The sequence below is a fragment of the Pseudomonas sp. Marseille-P9899 genome, from assembly GCF_903166565.1.
Classification (GTDB): domain Bacteria; phylum Pseudomonadota; class Gammaproteobacteria; order Pseudomonadales; family Pseudomonadaceae; genus Aquipseudomonas; species Aquipseudomonas huaxiensis.
The window spans coordinates 119,672-134,589 of sequence record NZ_CAESCG010000001.1; the positions used below are offsets into that span (position 1 = coordinate 119,672).

The window sequence follows — 14,918 nt, forward strand, 5'->3', positions numbered from 1 at the left end:
GCCCCGAATTGCATTGGCTTAAACCGACTGCGGCATTTCCCCCGCCGCCAGCCGGCGGTTGATATCCGCCACCACCGCCGGCAACTCGTTGAGGGTGTCGATCAGGTAGTGCGGGCGTGAGCCCTCGAACAGTGCATTGATCCGCTGGCGCTCGCTGGCCAGCGTTTCCGCGTCCAGCGCCTTGTAACCCTCATAGGTCAGGCCCAGGGCGTTGCCCGAACACACCAGCGCCACTGTCCACATCCCGGCACGGCGACCTTCGAGGATGCCCGGCACGGTGTCGTCCACCTTCACGCATGCCGCGACATCATCGATGCCCAGCGCGATCACGTTGGCCAACGCCTGGGCCGGCCACGGGCGGCCATTGGGCGTTTCGTCGGTAGCCACCACGTGGTCGGCGACGTAACCATTCTGCGCCGCAAGCTCCACCACCTTGTCCATCACCACTTTCGGGTAGCCCGAGCAGGAGCCGATCTTCAGCCCGTCCGCACGCAATTGGCCGATGGTGTCCAGAGCGCCGGGGATCAGCGCCGAGTGCACGCCGATCTTTTCAATTTGCAGCGGCATGAAACGGTTGTAGAGGGCAGTCACATCGTCGTCGCTCGGCACGCGGCCGAACACCTTGCGGTAACGCTCGGCGATCTGCGGTTGGTCGCACAGGGTGCGGATGTGGTCCCACTTGCCCATGCCCATTGGCCCGCGGGCTTCTTCGATGGACACCTCGACGTCGAATTCGGCAAAGGCCTCGACGAAGATCTGCGTCGGCGCGAAGGAGCCGAAGTCCACCACGGTGCCGGCCCAGTCGAGGATCGCTGCTTGCAGGCGTTTCGGGTTGCTGTAGTTCATTGCGGGATTCCTTGATCGTTCAAGCGGCAAATTCGGTAAGGGTGATGAATCAGATGTCCATGACTTCCATTTCCCGCAGCACTTCAGCCACGGCGTCCACGGCGGCGCGCATGCCGTCCGGCCCAACGCAGCCGATGCAGCCGACGCGGAAGGTCTCGACCTCGGTCAGCTTGCCGGGGTAGAGGATGAAACCCTTGGCCTTGACCCGTTCGTAGAAGTCCTTGAACTGGTAGCGGCTGTCGCGCGGTGCGTGGAAAGTGACGATGATCGGCGCCTGGATCGCTGGCGGCAGGAAGCTGCGCAGGCCCAGTTTCGCCATGCCGTCGAGCAATGCGGCGCAATTGTCGGCGTAGCGCTGGTGACGCGCGGGCAGGCCGCCTTCCTCGTTGTATTGCAGCAGCGCTTCGTGCAACGCGGCGACCACATGGGTCGGCGGGGTGAAGCGCCATTGGCCGGTCTTGCTCAGGTAGGCGTGCTGGTCGTGCAGGTCCATCGCCAGGGAAGGGCTGTTGCCTTCGGCGGCGGCGAGGGCGGTTTTCTCGGCGAAGACGAAGCCCATGCCCGGCACGCCTTCCAGGCATTTGCCCGAGGCGGCGATCAGGGCGGTGAACGGCACCTGCGCGGCGTCGATCGGCAGCGCACCGAAAGAACTCATGGCGTCGATGATCAACTGCTTGCCGTGGCGGGCGACGACCTGGGCGATCTCCGCCAGCGGGTTGAGGATGCCGGTGCTGGTTTCGCAGTGGATCAGCGCGACATGGCTGATGCTGGGGTCTTCGCGTAGCAGGCGGTCGACGTCGGCGGCGGTGGTCGGCTCGTCCTCGGCGGTCTGGAAGGTGCTGTACGCGCGGCCCAGCACTTTGCAGATCTTAGCGAGGCGCTGGCCGTAAGCGCCGTTGATCAGCACCAGCACCTTGCCGTCGCGGGGCACCAGGGTGCCGATCGCCGCTTCCACGGCGAAGGTGCCGGAGCCTTGCAGCGGCACACAGTGGTGGCTGGCGTGGCCGTTGAGGATGGTCAGCAACTGCTCGCAGAGGCTGGCGGTCAACTGGTTGAAATCGCGGTCCCAGGAACCCCAGTCCATCATCATGGCCTGGCGGGTGCGCGCCGAGGTGGTCAGGGGGCCGGGGGTCAGCAGGACAGGGGCGTCGGACATGTGGGTTCTCGCTGGCGGTGGGCAGAATCTATGGGCGCTACGTTGCAATCCGGCGCGTCATCAATCAAATTGTTTGTCGTTATGCCAGCCATAAGTCAGGCCGATAGATATGAACCTGTTCCAGCTCCGTGCCTTCGATGCCGTCGCCCGCGAAGGCAGCTTCACCCGCGCCGCCAGCCGCCTGTTCATCAGCCAGCCGGCGGTCACCGGCCACGTCAAGGCGCTGGAAGAGCACTACCAGATCACCCTGTTGCGCCGCACCGCGCGGCGGGTCGAACTGACCGAGGAGGGCATTCGTCTGGCGGCCATCACCCGCGCCCTGTTCAGCCTCGCCGAAGAAGCCCAGGCCATGCTCGAAGCCAACCGGCAGTTGCTCACCGGGCGCCTGGAAGTCGCCGCCGACGGGCCGCACCGGGTCATGCCGATGCTGGCGCTGCTGCGCGAGCGTTACCCGGGCATCACCGTCAACCTGCGTCTGGGCAATGCCCAGGAAACCCTCGCCGCGCTGCTTTCGGAACACGCCGACGTGGCGGTGCTGACCGAGGTCGAGCCGCGCAAGGGCGTGCACCTGCAAAGCCTGTCGGCGTCGCGGATCTGCGCCTTGCTGCCGGCCGCACATCCCTGGGCCGACAGCCAACATGAGCTGCCGCTGGCCGAGCTGGACCGGCAGATCATGGTCCTGCGCGAGCCCAGTTCGATCACCCGGCGCACCTTCGACCAGGCTTGCGCCGAAGCCGGTGTGCAGCCGCGCGTGCTGCTGGAACTGGACAGTCGCGAGGCGGTGACTGAGGCGGTGGCGGCGCACCTGGGGATCGGCATCGTCTCCTCGGCGGAGTTGAGCCATGACCCACGGGTGGTGGCGCGGCCGATCGAGGGCGCCGGGCTGGTCAACCAGCACATGCTCGGCTGCCTGGAGCGGCGTCGGGAGTTGCGTCTGATCCGCGCGTTTCTCGAACTGGCCGGCCAGGACTGAACACTGGTTTTTTCCGCGTGCCGGCCTAAGATGCCGGTCAAACAAGACTCAAGGCGAAACAGCGTTGAAAACGGAGAAAGACACCATCTCCATGCAACTGGTGCGCGAAGCACTGTTGCAGAGTTGCCCCCCCGGCGCGGCCACCGCCGAGGTGCTGGGCCGTGTCGGTATCGACCCGACCCACCTCGCGCTGGCCGACGCCCGCGTTCCGGCCAGCGCCTATGCGCAGCTCTGGCGCTTGCTGGCGCGGCGTTGCAACGACGAGTTCTTCTGCATGGACCCGCGCGGTCTGCGCAGCGGCAGCATGGCCTTTCTCTGCCGCTCATGCATGGCCCAGCCCACGGTGGGCGCGGCGCTGGCCTCGGCGCTGGAATTCCTCACGCTGATGTTCGAACACCTGCACCCGGTGCTGGTGCGCCAGCAGAGCGTTGCCGAGATCGTCATCGGCGAGCCGCACCAGGACCCGCGCCGCCCCTTCACCTACTTCACGTTCTGGATGATTGTTCACGGCGTGGCGTGCTGGCTGGCCGGACGGCGCATTCCGATTCTGGCCATCGAATTGCGCTGCGCCGAGCCGGATTTCTGCGATGACTACCGGGTGATGTTTTCCCAGAACCTGCAATTCGATCGCCCGCGTACGCGGATGATCTTCGCCGCCGATTGCCTGGACCTGCCGGTGCGCCGCAGCGCCGAGGAACTGCAGCGTTTTCTGGCCGAGGCGCCGGGCAATATCCTGGTCAAGTACCGCGACCCGGCGAGCCTGGCGCGGCGGATCAAGGACGATCTGCGTCGGCTGCCCGCCGCCGACTGGCCGGAAACCGAAGCCCTGGCCCAGCGCCTGTGCATCTCCGCCTCGACCCTGCGCCGGCGCCTGGCAGACGAAGGCCAGACCTACCAGGCGCTGAAGGACAGCGTGCGCAAGGAGCTGGCGATCGGCTGGCTGGCGCAGGCCGACATCAGCTTCGCCGAGATCGCCGAGCGCCTGGGTTTTGCCGACACCAGTTCGTTCTACAAGGCCTTTCGCAAATGGTCGGGAAGCAATCCGGGCCACTACCGCAGTCTGGTGTTGGCCAGCGGCTGAGGCGTTTGCCTAGGAGGACGCGTTGCACCGCCGGGTGCTGTTTCCCGCTGATGGCGGGCGGAACGGATTCATAGGCTGCCGGCTCTCATTTGAGGAGCCGGACCCATGTCACCTTCATCCCCGCTTTCCGCCGATCCGGTTGCCCCAAAGGCGCTGGACGACAACTCGGCGATTGACCGCTTCATCGCCGCCCAGGCCCCGCAGTGGCTCAAGTCTGCTTCTGTGGACAGGCTCGATCAGTTGCATGCCAGCCTTGCTGCCCATCAGGTCCTGCAAGGGCGGGTGGCGCAGTTGCTGGAGTCGATACAGCCCGTCGAGGATTTCGTCATCCCCTTGCTGCAGAGCGCGCTGGCCCGTGAGGTCGGTGTTGCCGTGGATTTTCGTCAGGCGCTGTGGCGCGATGTCGGCTTGCGGGTCACGCACCCGCAGTTTCCGGTGACCGACGTCGACCTGCCCACGTTCAGGCTCTATTCCCGGGACAGCAGCCTGCTCCATCGCGTGCTGCAGAACTTTACCGGCGCCCAGACCCAGGCCAGCAGCTACTACCCGGGCGCGGGTATCGTCCAGGGGGGCAAGATGCTGGACCTGGCCCCGGAGCGACTGGCCGCACTCTGTCGCCGCCTGGACCTGGGCAGCCAGTACCAGCAGCATCTCAACACCCTGCTGCAGCCGGCTGACAACCAGGCGCTGCGTCAGGTGTCGCACCTGCTGACTGAAGACATGCGCTGCACCTTGGCCGCGCAGGTCCACAGCGCCAGCCTCAGGGGCCAGATCGATGAGCAGGTCATGCTGGGGTTGCTGAAACTGACCTCTGCCGATGCCAGTGAAGACCCCGGGCAGGTGCCCGTGCGCTGCCGCTTCCTGGAGGTGCTGGGCGTTACCGTGCCAGGCATCCTGATCTTCGAGGCCCGTGAGCAGTGCCTGCCGGGCGCCGTGGGTGAACAGGCCGGCGCGTCGAAAGGTCAGGTGGTGTTTTATTGGCCCAATGATCCGCGCCAGCCGCTGCGCCAATACCCGTCGTGGAGTGCACTGGCTGCTGACCTGGGCAACGACCTCAAGAACAGCAGCTACCGCGACCGTTTCACCCACCTGCTGCCGCAGGATGATCGGCTGGGTTTCATCATCAAGCTGTCGTCGCGGTTGAAAACCCCTCAGCCACAACTGGAGGTGGTCGGGTTGGCGGCTCAGGACGTGGTGTTCTCCAGCCTGGTGCAGCGCCGGATCAGCCTGCTCAAAGCCGATGCCGCCGCCTTGGTGGTACCGACCGCTGCGGCTGACCTGGAGGTCTACCATCAACGCCTGAAAGCGCTGGAGTCGGCGGGCCTGTCGGTGCTCATGCTGGCGGCGTCGTTCCTGCCGGTGGTTGGCGAGCTGATGATGGTGAGCCTGGTCTGGGACATGCTCGACACCGTGTATGAGGGGGTGCAGGAGTGGCATCGGGGACAGCACGAAGAAGCGCTCGATCACTTGCTGGGGGTGGTCCGTAATCTGGTGCTGACGACGGTCGGCTCGGTGGCCGCGATCACGGTAGTGCGGACCTTGCAGCGCAGTGAATTCATTGAGCGGCTGTTACCTGTGCTGCGCGCCGACGGCTCGCTGCGCCTGTGGCTCGCGGACCTGTCCGCATACGCCCTGCCGCTGCTGTCGCTGCCGCTCCCGCACCTGCCCCAAGCCGATGGCCTGATCCGCAAGCAAGGCCGTCAGTGGTGGCGGCAGGGCGACCGGGTATTCGAAGTCAGCCAGGACCCGCGCAGCGGTCGCTGGCTGATCCTGCATCCGACCCGGGCGGAAGGTTACACACCCACATTGAGCGGCAACGGCCACGGTGCCTGGTGGTTGCCTGGCGAACATCCTCTGCAATGGCAGGGCACGGCCAACCTGCTGCGGCGTCTGGTTCCGGACAGCGAAGGCTTGAGCGATACCGCGTGTGAGCGGGCGGTCGCCGTGGCCGGGGGCGATGAGGCGATGCTGCGTGGCCTGCTGGTGGAGCGGCGCCCGGTGCCAGCGACCTTGCGGCACACGCTTGAGCAGTTTGCCCTGGATGCGCGGGTCGATCGTTTCTTTGCGCAACTGCAACAGGGGCAGTCGACGGCGTCCCTGGACCCTGAGCTGTATGGTTTTGCGCGGGCACTGCTGAACCGTCCGCTGGCGTTGCCGGCGGAGGAGCGCGCTGCCTTGCAATCGGGTTCGTCGTCGTTGCGGGCGCTGCTGTTCGATAACACCAGTGCCCGGCAGTCGTCGCGGCTCGATAGCCGAGGCGCGTTGCTGCAGCGCGATTTCCCCGGACTGCCCATCGCGCATATCCGCGCCTTGATCGGCGAGGCGCCGGCAAGTGCACTACGGTCCATCGACGAGCACGGGCGAATTCCCCTGGCCATGGCCGAGCAGGCGCGTCTGGCGTTGAGCGAGGTACGCATCAGCCATGCGCTGCAGGGCTTGTGTCTGCGCAACGTCTGCCCCGACCTCAGTGTGCGCCTGGCCTTCGGCTTGTTGCGTAATCTGCCCGGCTGGCCTGAGGGCTTCAGTTTCGAGTTGCGCGACGGCTCGGCGCACGGCCGGGTGATTGAACGACTGTTGCCACTGTCCGGCACCCGGCAGGTGCGAATCCTGCTGCGTGCCGGGGCGCAGTTCGACGTGGTCGGCGAACTGGACCCGGTTGGCTACCAGGCGGAACCGGGCAATCTGTTTCACGCCATCCTGGAGGGGCTTGGCCCGGCCAACCGTAAAACTCTCGATCTGGAAGGGGAGCAGGCCGATGAGCGGCTGCGGCAATTGCTGCTCGATCGCGCGATCGCCGACCGTCAGCGTTTGCCCGTGCTGATCGGTATGGCCAGCCGTCCAGGCACGTTCAATCCCCTGCGCCGCACGGCCGATGGTCGACTGGGCTATCCGCTGAGTGGCCGCGGGGCGTTGGGCCGGACCACCTTGACCAGCATGGTCCGCTCATTGTTTCCAGGTTTCGATGAGGACGAGGTGGCCAGCTTTCTCGAGGGCATCGGCGCGGAGCACGATGACCCGATGAGCGAATTGTTGCGTTACCAGCGATCCTTCCAGCACCTCGAGGAAACCCTGTACCGCTGGCAACTACAGGCCACCACCGCGCAGGCCAACGGCCGTCGCCGGGTGGTCGAGGAAATACGCCGTTGCTGGAGTCGCCAGACTGCGCCGATACACGGCAATGACGGCACGCTGCTGGGTTATCGCCTGAACCTCGGTTATGTGGCGACAGGTGATTTCCCGGAGTTGTCGGCGGACATCGATTTTTCCCATGTGGTCGAGTTGACCCTGCCTGACGCGCAGCAGTCGCAGCGCATCAGCGGGTTCTTGCAAAGCTTCACCCGCCTGCGCTGGCTCGATTTGAGCGGTAACGCCCTCACCGATATTCCCCAGGCTGTGGGCAACATGCTGGAGCTGCGTCACCTGATCCTGGAGAGCAACCTGATCCGCATCAGCAGCCTGGGTCAGAACATCCTCTCGTCGTTGAGCCATCTGGAGGCGCTCACGCTCGACCATAACCCGCTGGACGTGGCACCGGACGTGCGCCGCTTGCCTCGCCTGCAGCGTCTGGGTCTGCGTCAGACGCGTTTGCGCAGCCTGCCGCCGGGGGTGCTGAGTCTGCCGTTCGTGGAGTTCGTCGACCTGCGGGGCAACGAGCTGGAGTCGTTGCCGATTGGCTATTTCGAGTCGCCACAGCATGTGCGCAGTGCCTTGCTGTTGCAGGGCAATCCGCTGTCGCCGGCGATACGCGCGCGGCTCTGGGATATGACCGAGGAGATACCGCTGTCGGGCGAGTTACTGCGCGAACGCTGGCTCGACGATGCTCACGGCGAGGTACTGGTTGAGCGCAGTGAGCGTTGGGATCGCCTGCAGGCCGAGCCCCGGTCCGGCGACTTCTTTACGCTACTGGGGCGTTTGCTGACAACGGCCGAGTTTCGCCTGGCGGGGGTCGATCTGCGGGTGCGGGTGTGGCGCATGTTGAATGGCTGCGTGGAGAGTACCGAGCTGCGGGAAACCTTGTTCAGTCTGGCGGCGGGGCCGACGACGTGCGCCGACAGTGTCGAGTCGAACTTCAGTGTGCTGGAGGTTCGATTCCTGCTTCACCAGGCTCGCATCCAGACCAACTGGGGGCTGCCGCACAGCGTGTTGCTGCGGTTTTGCCGGCGGTTGTTTCGCCTGGAGCGGCTCGAACTGCACGCTCGTCAGGTGATCGAGGAACGTTACGGCCAGGGGCTTGGTGTGGATGAGGTGGAGGTGAGTCTGGCCTATCGCACCGGGCTGGCGCGGGAGCTGGAGTTGCCGGGGCAGCCGAGCCATATGGATTTCAGCCAGATTGCCGGGGTGACGCAGCAAGACCTGCGTGAGGCGGTGCGCGTCGTGCGTGCCGACGAGCAGAGCGATGAGCTGGCGCGGTTTATTGCCAGCCGCGATTACTGGGTGGAACACCTGCGTGAGCAGCATCAGGCTGCGTTCGCTGAGCTTGAGGACCGGTTCTGGCATCGTCTGGATGAGCTCGGTGCGCTGCAGAGTAGTCTTCCCGAGGGTGAATACCTTACGCGGATGAATAGCCTCGCCACCGAGCGTCGTGAGGCGTTCGAGGATCTGGCGTTGCGCTTGACGACGGAGGCGATGAGGCAGGACACGCTGGTTTGAGGTTCCCTGCGGGGGGGCATGGGCATCGACACCTCTCACGGCTGGAAGGCCGAGAGGCGCCAGTCATGAGACCGGGTAGCGGCGATCAGGCGCTAGCCAATGGTTTTTCGGCGCTCTCACGATCGAGCGCCGCCCGCGCGGCGCATCGCGAGCGAGCTCGCTCCTACAGTGGTTGCAACGTACCTGTGCCAGTCAGGCCATCGGTGACCGCCTTGATGGTATGACGCGGTATCGAGTCGGCCTCAACAGCCTCCCCGCGATTCATCGCCAAACGCCAAGGGCGGGCAACACCTCTCCGTCAGGCCATGGCACGTTGCAACAAGTGTAGGAGCGAGCTTGCTCGCGATGCGCCGCGCGGGCGGCGCTCGATCTTGAGAGCGCTAGAAAACTCCCGGCATGCGCCTGTTGGCCATTACTCGGTCTTTCGACAAACGCCCTCCAGCCACCACATCCCCGAAAGATGTGTAGATACCCATGCCACCCATGGCCAAACCAGTCATCCAGATTGACAGCTTTGACCATTGCCCCAGCGCGCCCCCGGCGCGACTATCTGCGGACCTTTCGTTATTCCAACAATAAAAAACGAGGAGTTCGGCGATGCGTGATTACAGCGCGGCGGCACGTACCTTCAATTACCCGCAAGCGTCCCGTGCGGCGCTGGCCGGCAGTCTCGAGGCGCTCAACGCCTGTGTCGAATGCTGTGACCGACATGCCGCAGGCGACGGTATAGCCCTGCACTGGGAAGGCCGCGACGGGCAAGGCGCCAGCTACCGTTTCAGCGACCTGCAGGCCCGCGCCGCGCGCTTTGCCAATGTGCTCAAGGCCCAGGGCGTCGCCCCCGGTGACCGGGTCGCCGGCCTGCTGCCGCGCACCGTCGAGTTGCTGGTGACGGTCCTGGCCACCTGGCGTCTTGGCGCGGTCTATCAACCACTGTTCACCGCGTTCGGGCCGAAAGCCATCGAGCACCGGCTGCACACCTCGGGTGCCAAGGTAGTGGTCACTGACCCGAACAACCGCGGCAAGCTCGACGATGTCGAAGACTGCCCGACGATCATCTGCGTCAAGGCGGACGCCAGCCGTGGCGATCTGGATTTCCAGACTGAAATCGATGCCGCCGACCCGCACTGCGAGCCGGTGCTGCTGTCGGGCGAGGCGCCGTTCCTGCTGATGTTCACCTCCGGCACCACCGGCCCGGCCAAACCGCTGGAAGTCCCGTTGCGCGCCATCGTCGCCTTCCAGGGCTATATGCGTGACGCCATCGACCTGCGTCCCGACGACAATTTCTGGAACCTGGCCGATCCGGGCTGGGCCTACGGTCTTTACTACGCGGTCACCGGGCCGTTGTCCCTGGGCCACGCGACGACCTTTTTCGACGGTCCGTTCAGCGTCGAAAGCACCTGCCGGGTCATCGACAAATACGCCATCACCAATCTGGCCGGCTCGCCAACCGCCTACCGCATGCTGATCGCTGCCGGCGACGGGTTTTCCGCGCCGATCAAAGGCCGCCTGCGGGTGGTGAGCAGCGCCGGCGAGCCGCTCAACCCGGAAGTGATCCGCTGGTTCCGCGACCAACTGGACGTGACCATCCACGACCACTACGGCCAGACCGAACTGGGCATGGTGCTGTGCAACCATCACGGCCTGGAGCACCCGGTCCACCTGGGCTCCGCCGGCTACGCGATTCCCGGTCACCGCATCGTCGTGCTCGATGAGCAACACCAGGAACTGCCGGCCGGACAGCCGGGCATCCTCGCCGTCGACCGCGAGCAGTCGCCGTTGTGCTGGTTCGGCGGTTACCACGGTCTGCCGACCAAAGCCTTCGTCGGCAAGTACTACCTCAGCGGCGACACCGTCGAGCTGAACCCGGACGGCAGCATCAGCTTTGTCGGACGCAGCGACGACGTGATCACCACCTCCGGCTACCGCGTCGGCCCGTTCGATGTGGAGAGCGCGCTGATCGAGCACCCGGCGGTGATCGAGGCGGCGGTGATCGGCAAGCCCGACCCGGAACGCACCGAGCTGATCAAGGCCTTCGTCGTGCTTGGCAATGGCCACGCGGCCAACGACGAGCTGGCCGAGACCCTGCGCCAGCACGTGCGCCAGCGCCTGTACGCCCACGCCTATCCCCGTGAAATCGAATTCGTCAGCGAGCTGCCCAAGACCCCGAGCGGCAAGCTGCAGCGTTTCATCCTGCGCAATCAGGAAATCGCCCTTCAACAAGCAGCGCAAGCCCACAAGGCCAGCGCCTGAGGACAGCACCATGCAAATAGCCAACAAGAACTTCATCGTCAGCGGCGCGGCCTCGGGCCTCGGCGCCGCCACTGCAGAAATGCTAATCCAGGCCGGCGCCCGGGTGATGCTGGTGGACCTCAATGCCGAGGCTGTCGCCGCCAAGGCGCAAGCGCTGGGCGAGAACGCCCGCCATGCCGTCGCCGACATCAGCCAGGAAGCCGCCGCCCAGGCTGCGGTGGATGCCGCAGTAGAAGCGTTTGGCAGCCTGCACGGGCTGGTCAACTGCGCCGGTATCGTCGGCGCCGAGAAAGTCCTCGGCAGACATGGCCCGCACGGCCTGGACAGCTTCAGCCGGGTGATCAACGTCAACCTGATCGGCAGCTTCAACATGCTGCGCCTGGTGGCCGCGGCCATGGCCGAAGGCGAGGCCGATGCCGATGGCGAACGCGGGGTGATCATCAATACCGCCTCCATCGCCGCCTATGACGGCCAGATCGGCCAGGCCGCCTATGCCGCCTCCAAGGGCGCCATCGCCAGCCTGACCCTGCCCACCGCCCGCGAACTGGCGCGCTTCGGCATCCGCGTGATGACCATCGCCCCCGGTATTTTCGAAACCCCGATGATGGCCGGCATGACCCAGGAAGTACGTGATTCGCTGGCCGCCGGGGTGCCGTTCCCGCCACGCCTGGGCCGCCCGGTGGAATATGCCGCGCTGGCTCGCCACATCATTGAAAACAGCATGCTCAATGGCGAGGTGATCCGTCTCGACGGCGCCTTGCGCATGGCTGCCAAGTAATCGCAGGAGAAGACCATGACCCTCGCCAATGACCCGATCGTAATCGTCAGCGCCGTGCGCACCCCCATGGGTGGCCTGCAGGGCGACCTCAAGAGCCTGACCGCGCCGCAACTGGGCGCCGCCGCCATTCGCGGTGCGGTGGAGCGCGCCGGCATTGCCGCCGACAGCGTCGAGCAAGTGCTGTTCGGTTGTGTGCTGCCCGCCGGCCTCGGCCAGGCGCCGGCCCGCCAGGCGGCACTGGGTGCCGGCCTGGACAAAGGCACCACCTGCACCACCCTGAACAAGATGTGCGGTTCCGGCATGCAAGCCGCGATCATGGCCCATGACCTGCTGCTGGCCGGCAGCGCCGAGGTGGTGGTGGCCGGTGGCATGGAAAGCATGTCCAACGCCCCGTACCTGCTGGACAAGGCCCGCAGCGGTTACCGCATGGGCCACGGCAAGATCATCGACCACATGTTCTTCGACGGCCTTGAAGACGCCTACGACAAAGGCCGCCTGATGGGCACCTTCGCCGAAGACTGCGCCGAGGCCAATGGCTTCAGCCGCCAGGCCCAGGACGATTTCGCCATTGCCTCGCTGACCCGCGCGCAGCAGGCGATCAAGGACGGCAGCTTCGCCGCCGAGATCGTTCCGGTGGAAGTCACCGTGGGCAAGGAGAAGGTGCTGATCAGCGATGACGAGCAACCGCCGAAGGCTCGCCTGGACAAGATCCCGCAACTCAAGCCGGCCTTCCGCGACGGCGGCACGGTGACTGCGGCCAACTCCAGTTCGATTTCCGACGGCGCCGCGGCGCTGGTGCTGATGCGCCGCTCTCGCGCCGACCGCCTGGGGCTCAAGTCACTGGCGGTGATCCATGGCCACTCGGCGTTCGCCGACGCGCCGGCGCTGTTCCCCACCGCACCGATCGGCGCCATCGAAAAACTCATGCAGCGTACCGGCTGGAGCCTGGCCGAAGTCGATCTGTTCGAGATCAACGAAGCCTTTGCCGTGGTCACCCTGGCGGCGATGCAGTCGCTGGACCTGTCCCACGACAAGGTCAACATCCACGGCGGCGCTTGCGCCTTGGGCCATCCGATTGGTGCGTCCGGCGCGCGCATTCTGGTCACGCTGCTGTCGGCCCTGCGCCAGAAAGGCCTGCGCCGTGGCGTTGCGGCAATCTGCATTGGCGGCGGCGAAGCCACGGCCATGGCCGTCGAGATCCTGAACTGAGGTGCACCATGCTGGTTAACGACGAGCAACAACAGATCGCCGACGCAGCGCGGCAGTTCGCCCAGGAACGCCTGCGGCCGTTCGCCGAGGCGTGGAGCCGCGAGCACCGCTTCCCGAAAGAGGCGATGGCGGAAATGGCCGACATGGGCTTCTTCGGCATGCTGGTGCCGGAGCAGTGGGGCGGTTGCGACACTGGCTATCTGGCGTACGCCATGGCCCTGGAAGAAGTCGCCGCCGGCGACGGCGCCTGCTCCACCATCATGAGCGTGCATAACTCGGTGGGTTGCGTGCCGATCCTCAAGTTCGGCAACGAGGCGCAGAAGCAGCAGTTCCTGGTTCCGCTGGCCAGCGGCGCCATGCTCGGCGCCTTCGCCCTGACCGAGCCGCAAGCCGGCTCCGACGCCAGCAGCCTGAAGACCCGCGCCCGCCGCGACGGCGATCACTACGTGATCAACGGCTGCAAGCAGTTCATCACCTCCGGCCGCAATGCCGGGCTGGTGATCGTGTTTGCCGTGACTGATCCTGCGGCGGGCAAGCGCGGTATCAGCGCCTTTATCGTGCCCACCGACAGCCCCGGTTATCAGGTGGCACGGGTCGAGGACAAACTCGGCCAGCACGCCTCCGATACCTGCCAGATCGTCTTCGACGACGTGCGCGTGCCGGTGGCCAACCGCCTGGGCGAGGAGGGCGAGGGCTACAAGATCGCCTTGGCCAACCTCGAAGGCGGCCGCATCGGTATCGCCGCGCAATCGGTGGGCATGGCCCGCGCCGCGTTCGAAGTGGCCCGTGACTACGCCCGCGAGCGCGAGAGCTTCGGCAAGCCGCTGATCGAGCATCAGGCCGTGGCGTTCCGCCTTGCCGACATGGCCACGCGCATCGCCGTGGCCCGGCAGATGGTGCATCATGCCGCGGCCCTGCGTGACGCCGGGCGGGCGGCGCTGGTGGAAGCCTCGATGGCCAAGCTTTTCGCCTCGGAAATGGCCGAAAAGGTCTGTTCGGATGCCTTGCAGACCCTGGGCGGTTATGGCTATCTGAGCGACTTCCCGCTGGAGCGGATCTACCGCGACGTACGGGTCTGCCAGATCTACGAAGGCACCAGCGACATTCAGCGCATGGTCATTGCGCGCAATCTTTGAAGGGAGCAGCTTGCATGACGTTCGAAACCATTCTGTTGGAAATCCGTGGCAAGGTCGGTCTGATCACGCTCAACCGGCCCCAGGCGCTCAACGCCCTGAACCGCCAGATCATCGGCGAGCTGAACCAGGCGCTGGACAGCCTCGAAGCCGACGCCAACATCGGTTGCATCGTTCTCACCGGCTCGGCCAAGGCGTTCGCCGCCGGCGCCGACATCAAGGAAATGGCCGAGCTGACGTACCCGCAGATCTACGTCGATGACCTGTTCAGCGACTGCGACCGCGTCGCCAACCGGCGCAAGCCGATCATCGCCGCGGTGTCCGGCTTCGCCCTTGGTGGCGGCTGTGAACTGGCGCTGATGTGCGACTTCATCCTCGCCGCCGACAACGCCAAGTTCGGCCAGCCGGAAATCAACCTCGGCGTGCTGCCGGGCATGGGCGGCACCCAGCGCCTGACCCGCGCGGTGGGCAAGGCCAAGGCCATGGAACTGTGCCTGACCGGCCGCCTGATGGGCGCCGAGGAAGCCGAGCGCGCCGGCGTGGTGGCGCGCATCGTGCCGCAGGCCGAACTGCTCGATGAAGCGCTGAAAGTGGCGGCGGTGATCGCCAGCAAGTCGATCCCGATTTCGATGATGGTCAAGGAATCGGTCAACCGCGCCTTCGAAGTGACCCTGTCCGAAGGCGTGCGCTTCGAGCGTCGGGTGTTCCACGCGGCCTTCGCCACCGAAGACCAAAAGGAAGGCATGGCGGCGTTCATCGCCAAGCGCGAGGCGCAGTTCAAGGATCGCTGATCCCAGCAAGATATACCGCCAGGGCCCTCAGGGCCGGGGTTGAAATGCCGC

General features: G+C 65.7%; 10 protein-coding genes. 8 read left to right on the forward strand and 2 right to left on the reverse strand.

What is annotated here, in order from left to right; all coding sequences use genetic code 11:
• Positions 1 to 18 precede the first annotated feature (18 nt).
• Together phnX and HWV67_RS00645 are read right to left on the reverse strand one after the other, a co-directional pair.
• Positions 19 to 846, reverse strand: a complete 828-nt coding sequence (gene phnX, locus HWV67_RS00640; protein ID WP_175649499.1) for a phosphonoacetaldehyde hydrolase — start codon at positions 844 to 846, stop codon at positions 19 to 21.
• A gap of 49 nt (positions 847 to 895) precedes the next feature.
• Complete coding sequence (locus HWV67_RS00645) at positions 896 to 2,002, reverse strand: 2-aminoethylphosphonate--pyruvate transaminase (RefSeq protein WP_175649500.1); 1,107 nt, start codon at positions 2,000 to 2,002, stop codon at positions 896 to 898.
• 109 nt (positions 2,003 to 2,111) lie between these two features.
• Here HWV67_RS00645 and HWV67_RS00650 point away from each other — a divergent pair, with 109 nt between their 5' ends.
• The 8 genes from HWV67_RS00650 (at position 2,112) to HWV67_RS00685 (ending at position 14,867) form a co-directional block, all read left to right on the forward strand.
• Complete coding sequence (locus tag HWV67_RS00650) at positions 2,112 to 2,975, forward strand: LysR substrate-binding domain-containing protein (protein WP_175649501.1); 864 nt, start codon at positions 2,112 to 2,114, stop codon at positions 2,973 to 2,975.
• Positions 2,976 to 3,066: 91 nt separating this feature from the next.
• Positions 3,067 to 4,056 (forward strand): AraC family transcriptional regulator, encoded by a 990-nt coding sequence (locus HWV67_RS00655; protein ID WP_175650940.1) that lies wholly within the window; start codon positions 3,067 to 3,069, stop codon positions 4,054 to 4,056.
• 105 nt (positions 4,057 to 4,161) lie between these two features.
• Complete coding sequence (locus tag HWV67_RS00660; RefSeq protein WP_175649502.1) at positions 4,162 to 8,706, forward strand: NEL-type E3 ubiquitin ligase domain-containing protein; 4,545 nt, start codon at positions 4,162 to 4,164, stop codon at positions 8,704 to 8,706.
• A 597-nt stretch (positions 8,707 to 9,303) separates the two neighbouring features.
• A complete protein-coding gene (locus HWV67_RS00665; RefSeq protein ID WP_175649503.1) occupies positions 9,304 to 10,956 on the forward strand; it encodes an AMP-binding protein in 1,653 nt (550 codons plus the stop codon).
• Positions 10,957 to 10,966: 10 nt separating this feature from the next.
• Positions 10,967 to 11,734 (forward strand): SDR family NAD(P)-dependent oxidoreductase, encoded by a 768-nt coding sequence (locus tag HWV67_RS00670; protein ID WP_175649504.1) that lies wholly within the window; start codon positions 10,967 to 10,969, stop codon positions 11,732 to 11,734.
• Between the two features lie 15 nt (positions 11,735 to 11,749).
• Positions 11,750 to 12,943, forward strand: a complete 1,194-nt coding sequence (locus HWV67_RS00675) for an acetyl-CoA C-acyltransferase (protein ID WP_175649505.1) — start codon at positions 11,750 to 11,752, stop codon at positions 12,941 to 12,943.
• An 8-nt stretch (positions 12,944 to 12,951) separates the two neighbouring features.
• Complete coding sequence (locus tag HWV67_RS00680; protein ID WP_175649506.1) at positions 12,952 to 14,079, forward strand: acyl-CoA dehydrogenase; 1,128 nt, start codon at positions 12,952 to 12,954, stop codon at positions 14,077 to 14,079.
• 14 nt (positions 14,080 to 14,093) lie between these two features.
• Entirely contained in the window at positions 14,094 to 14,867 is a 774-nt protein-coding gene (locus HWV67_RS00685) for an enoyl-CoA hydratase (RefSeq protein ID WP_110972630.1), read from the forward strand.
• The last annotated feature ends 51 nt before the right edge of the window (positions 14,868 to 14,918 follow it).

Bases quoted from the DNA above. Each gene is read 5' to 3' on its own strand.
- phnX (WP_175649499.1), bottom strand. From the start codon at position 846: ATGAACTACAGCAACCCGAAACGCCTGCAAGCAGCGATCCTCGACTGG.
- HWV67_RS00645 (WP_175649500.1), bottom strand. From the start codon at position 2,002: ATGTCCGACGCCCCTGTCCTGCTGACCCCCGGCCCCCTGACCACCTCG.
- HWV67_RS00650 (WP_175649501.1), top strand. From the start codon at position 2,112: ATGAACCTGTTCCAGCTCCGTGCCTTCGATGCCGTCGCCCGCGAAGGC.
- HWV67_RS00655 (WP_175650940.1), top strand. From the start codon at position 3,067: ATGCAACTGGTGCGCGAAGCACTGTTGCAGAGTTGCCCCCCCGGCGCG.
- HWV67_RS00660 (WP_175649502.1), top strand. From the start codon at position 4,162: ATGTCACCTTCATCCCCGCTTTCCGCCGATCCGGTTGCCCCAAAGGCG.
- HWV67_RS00665 (WP_175649503.1), top strand. From the start codon at position 9,304: ATGCGTGATTACAGCGCGGCGGCACGTACCTTCAATTACCCGCAAGCG.
- HWV67_RS00670 (WP_175649504.1), top strand. From the start codon at position 10,967: ATGCAAATAGCCAACAAGAACTTCATCGTCAGCGGCGCGGCCTCGGGC.
- HWV67_RS00675 (WP_175649505.1), top strand. From the start codon at position 11,750: ATGACCCTCGCCAATGACCCGATCGTAATCGTCAGCGCCGTGCGCACC.
- HWV67_RS00680 (WP_175649506.1), top strand. From the start codon at position 12,952: ATGCTGGTTAACGACGAGCAACAACAGATCGCCGACGCAGCGCGGCAG.
- HWV67_RS00685 (WP_110972630.1), top strand. From the start codon at position 14,094: ATGACGTTCGAAACCATTCTGTTGGAAATCCGTGGCAAGGTCGGTCTG.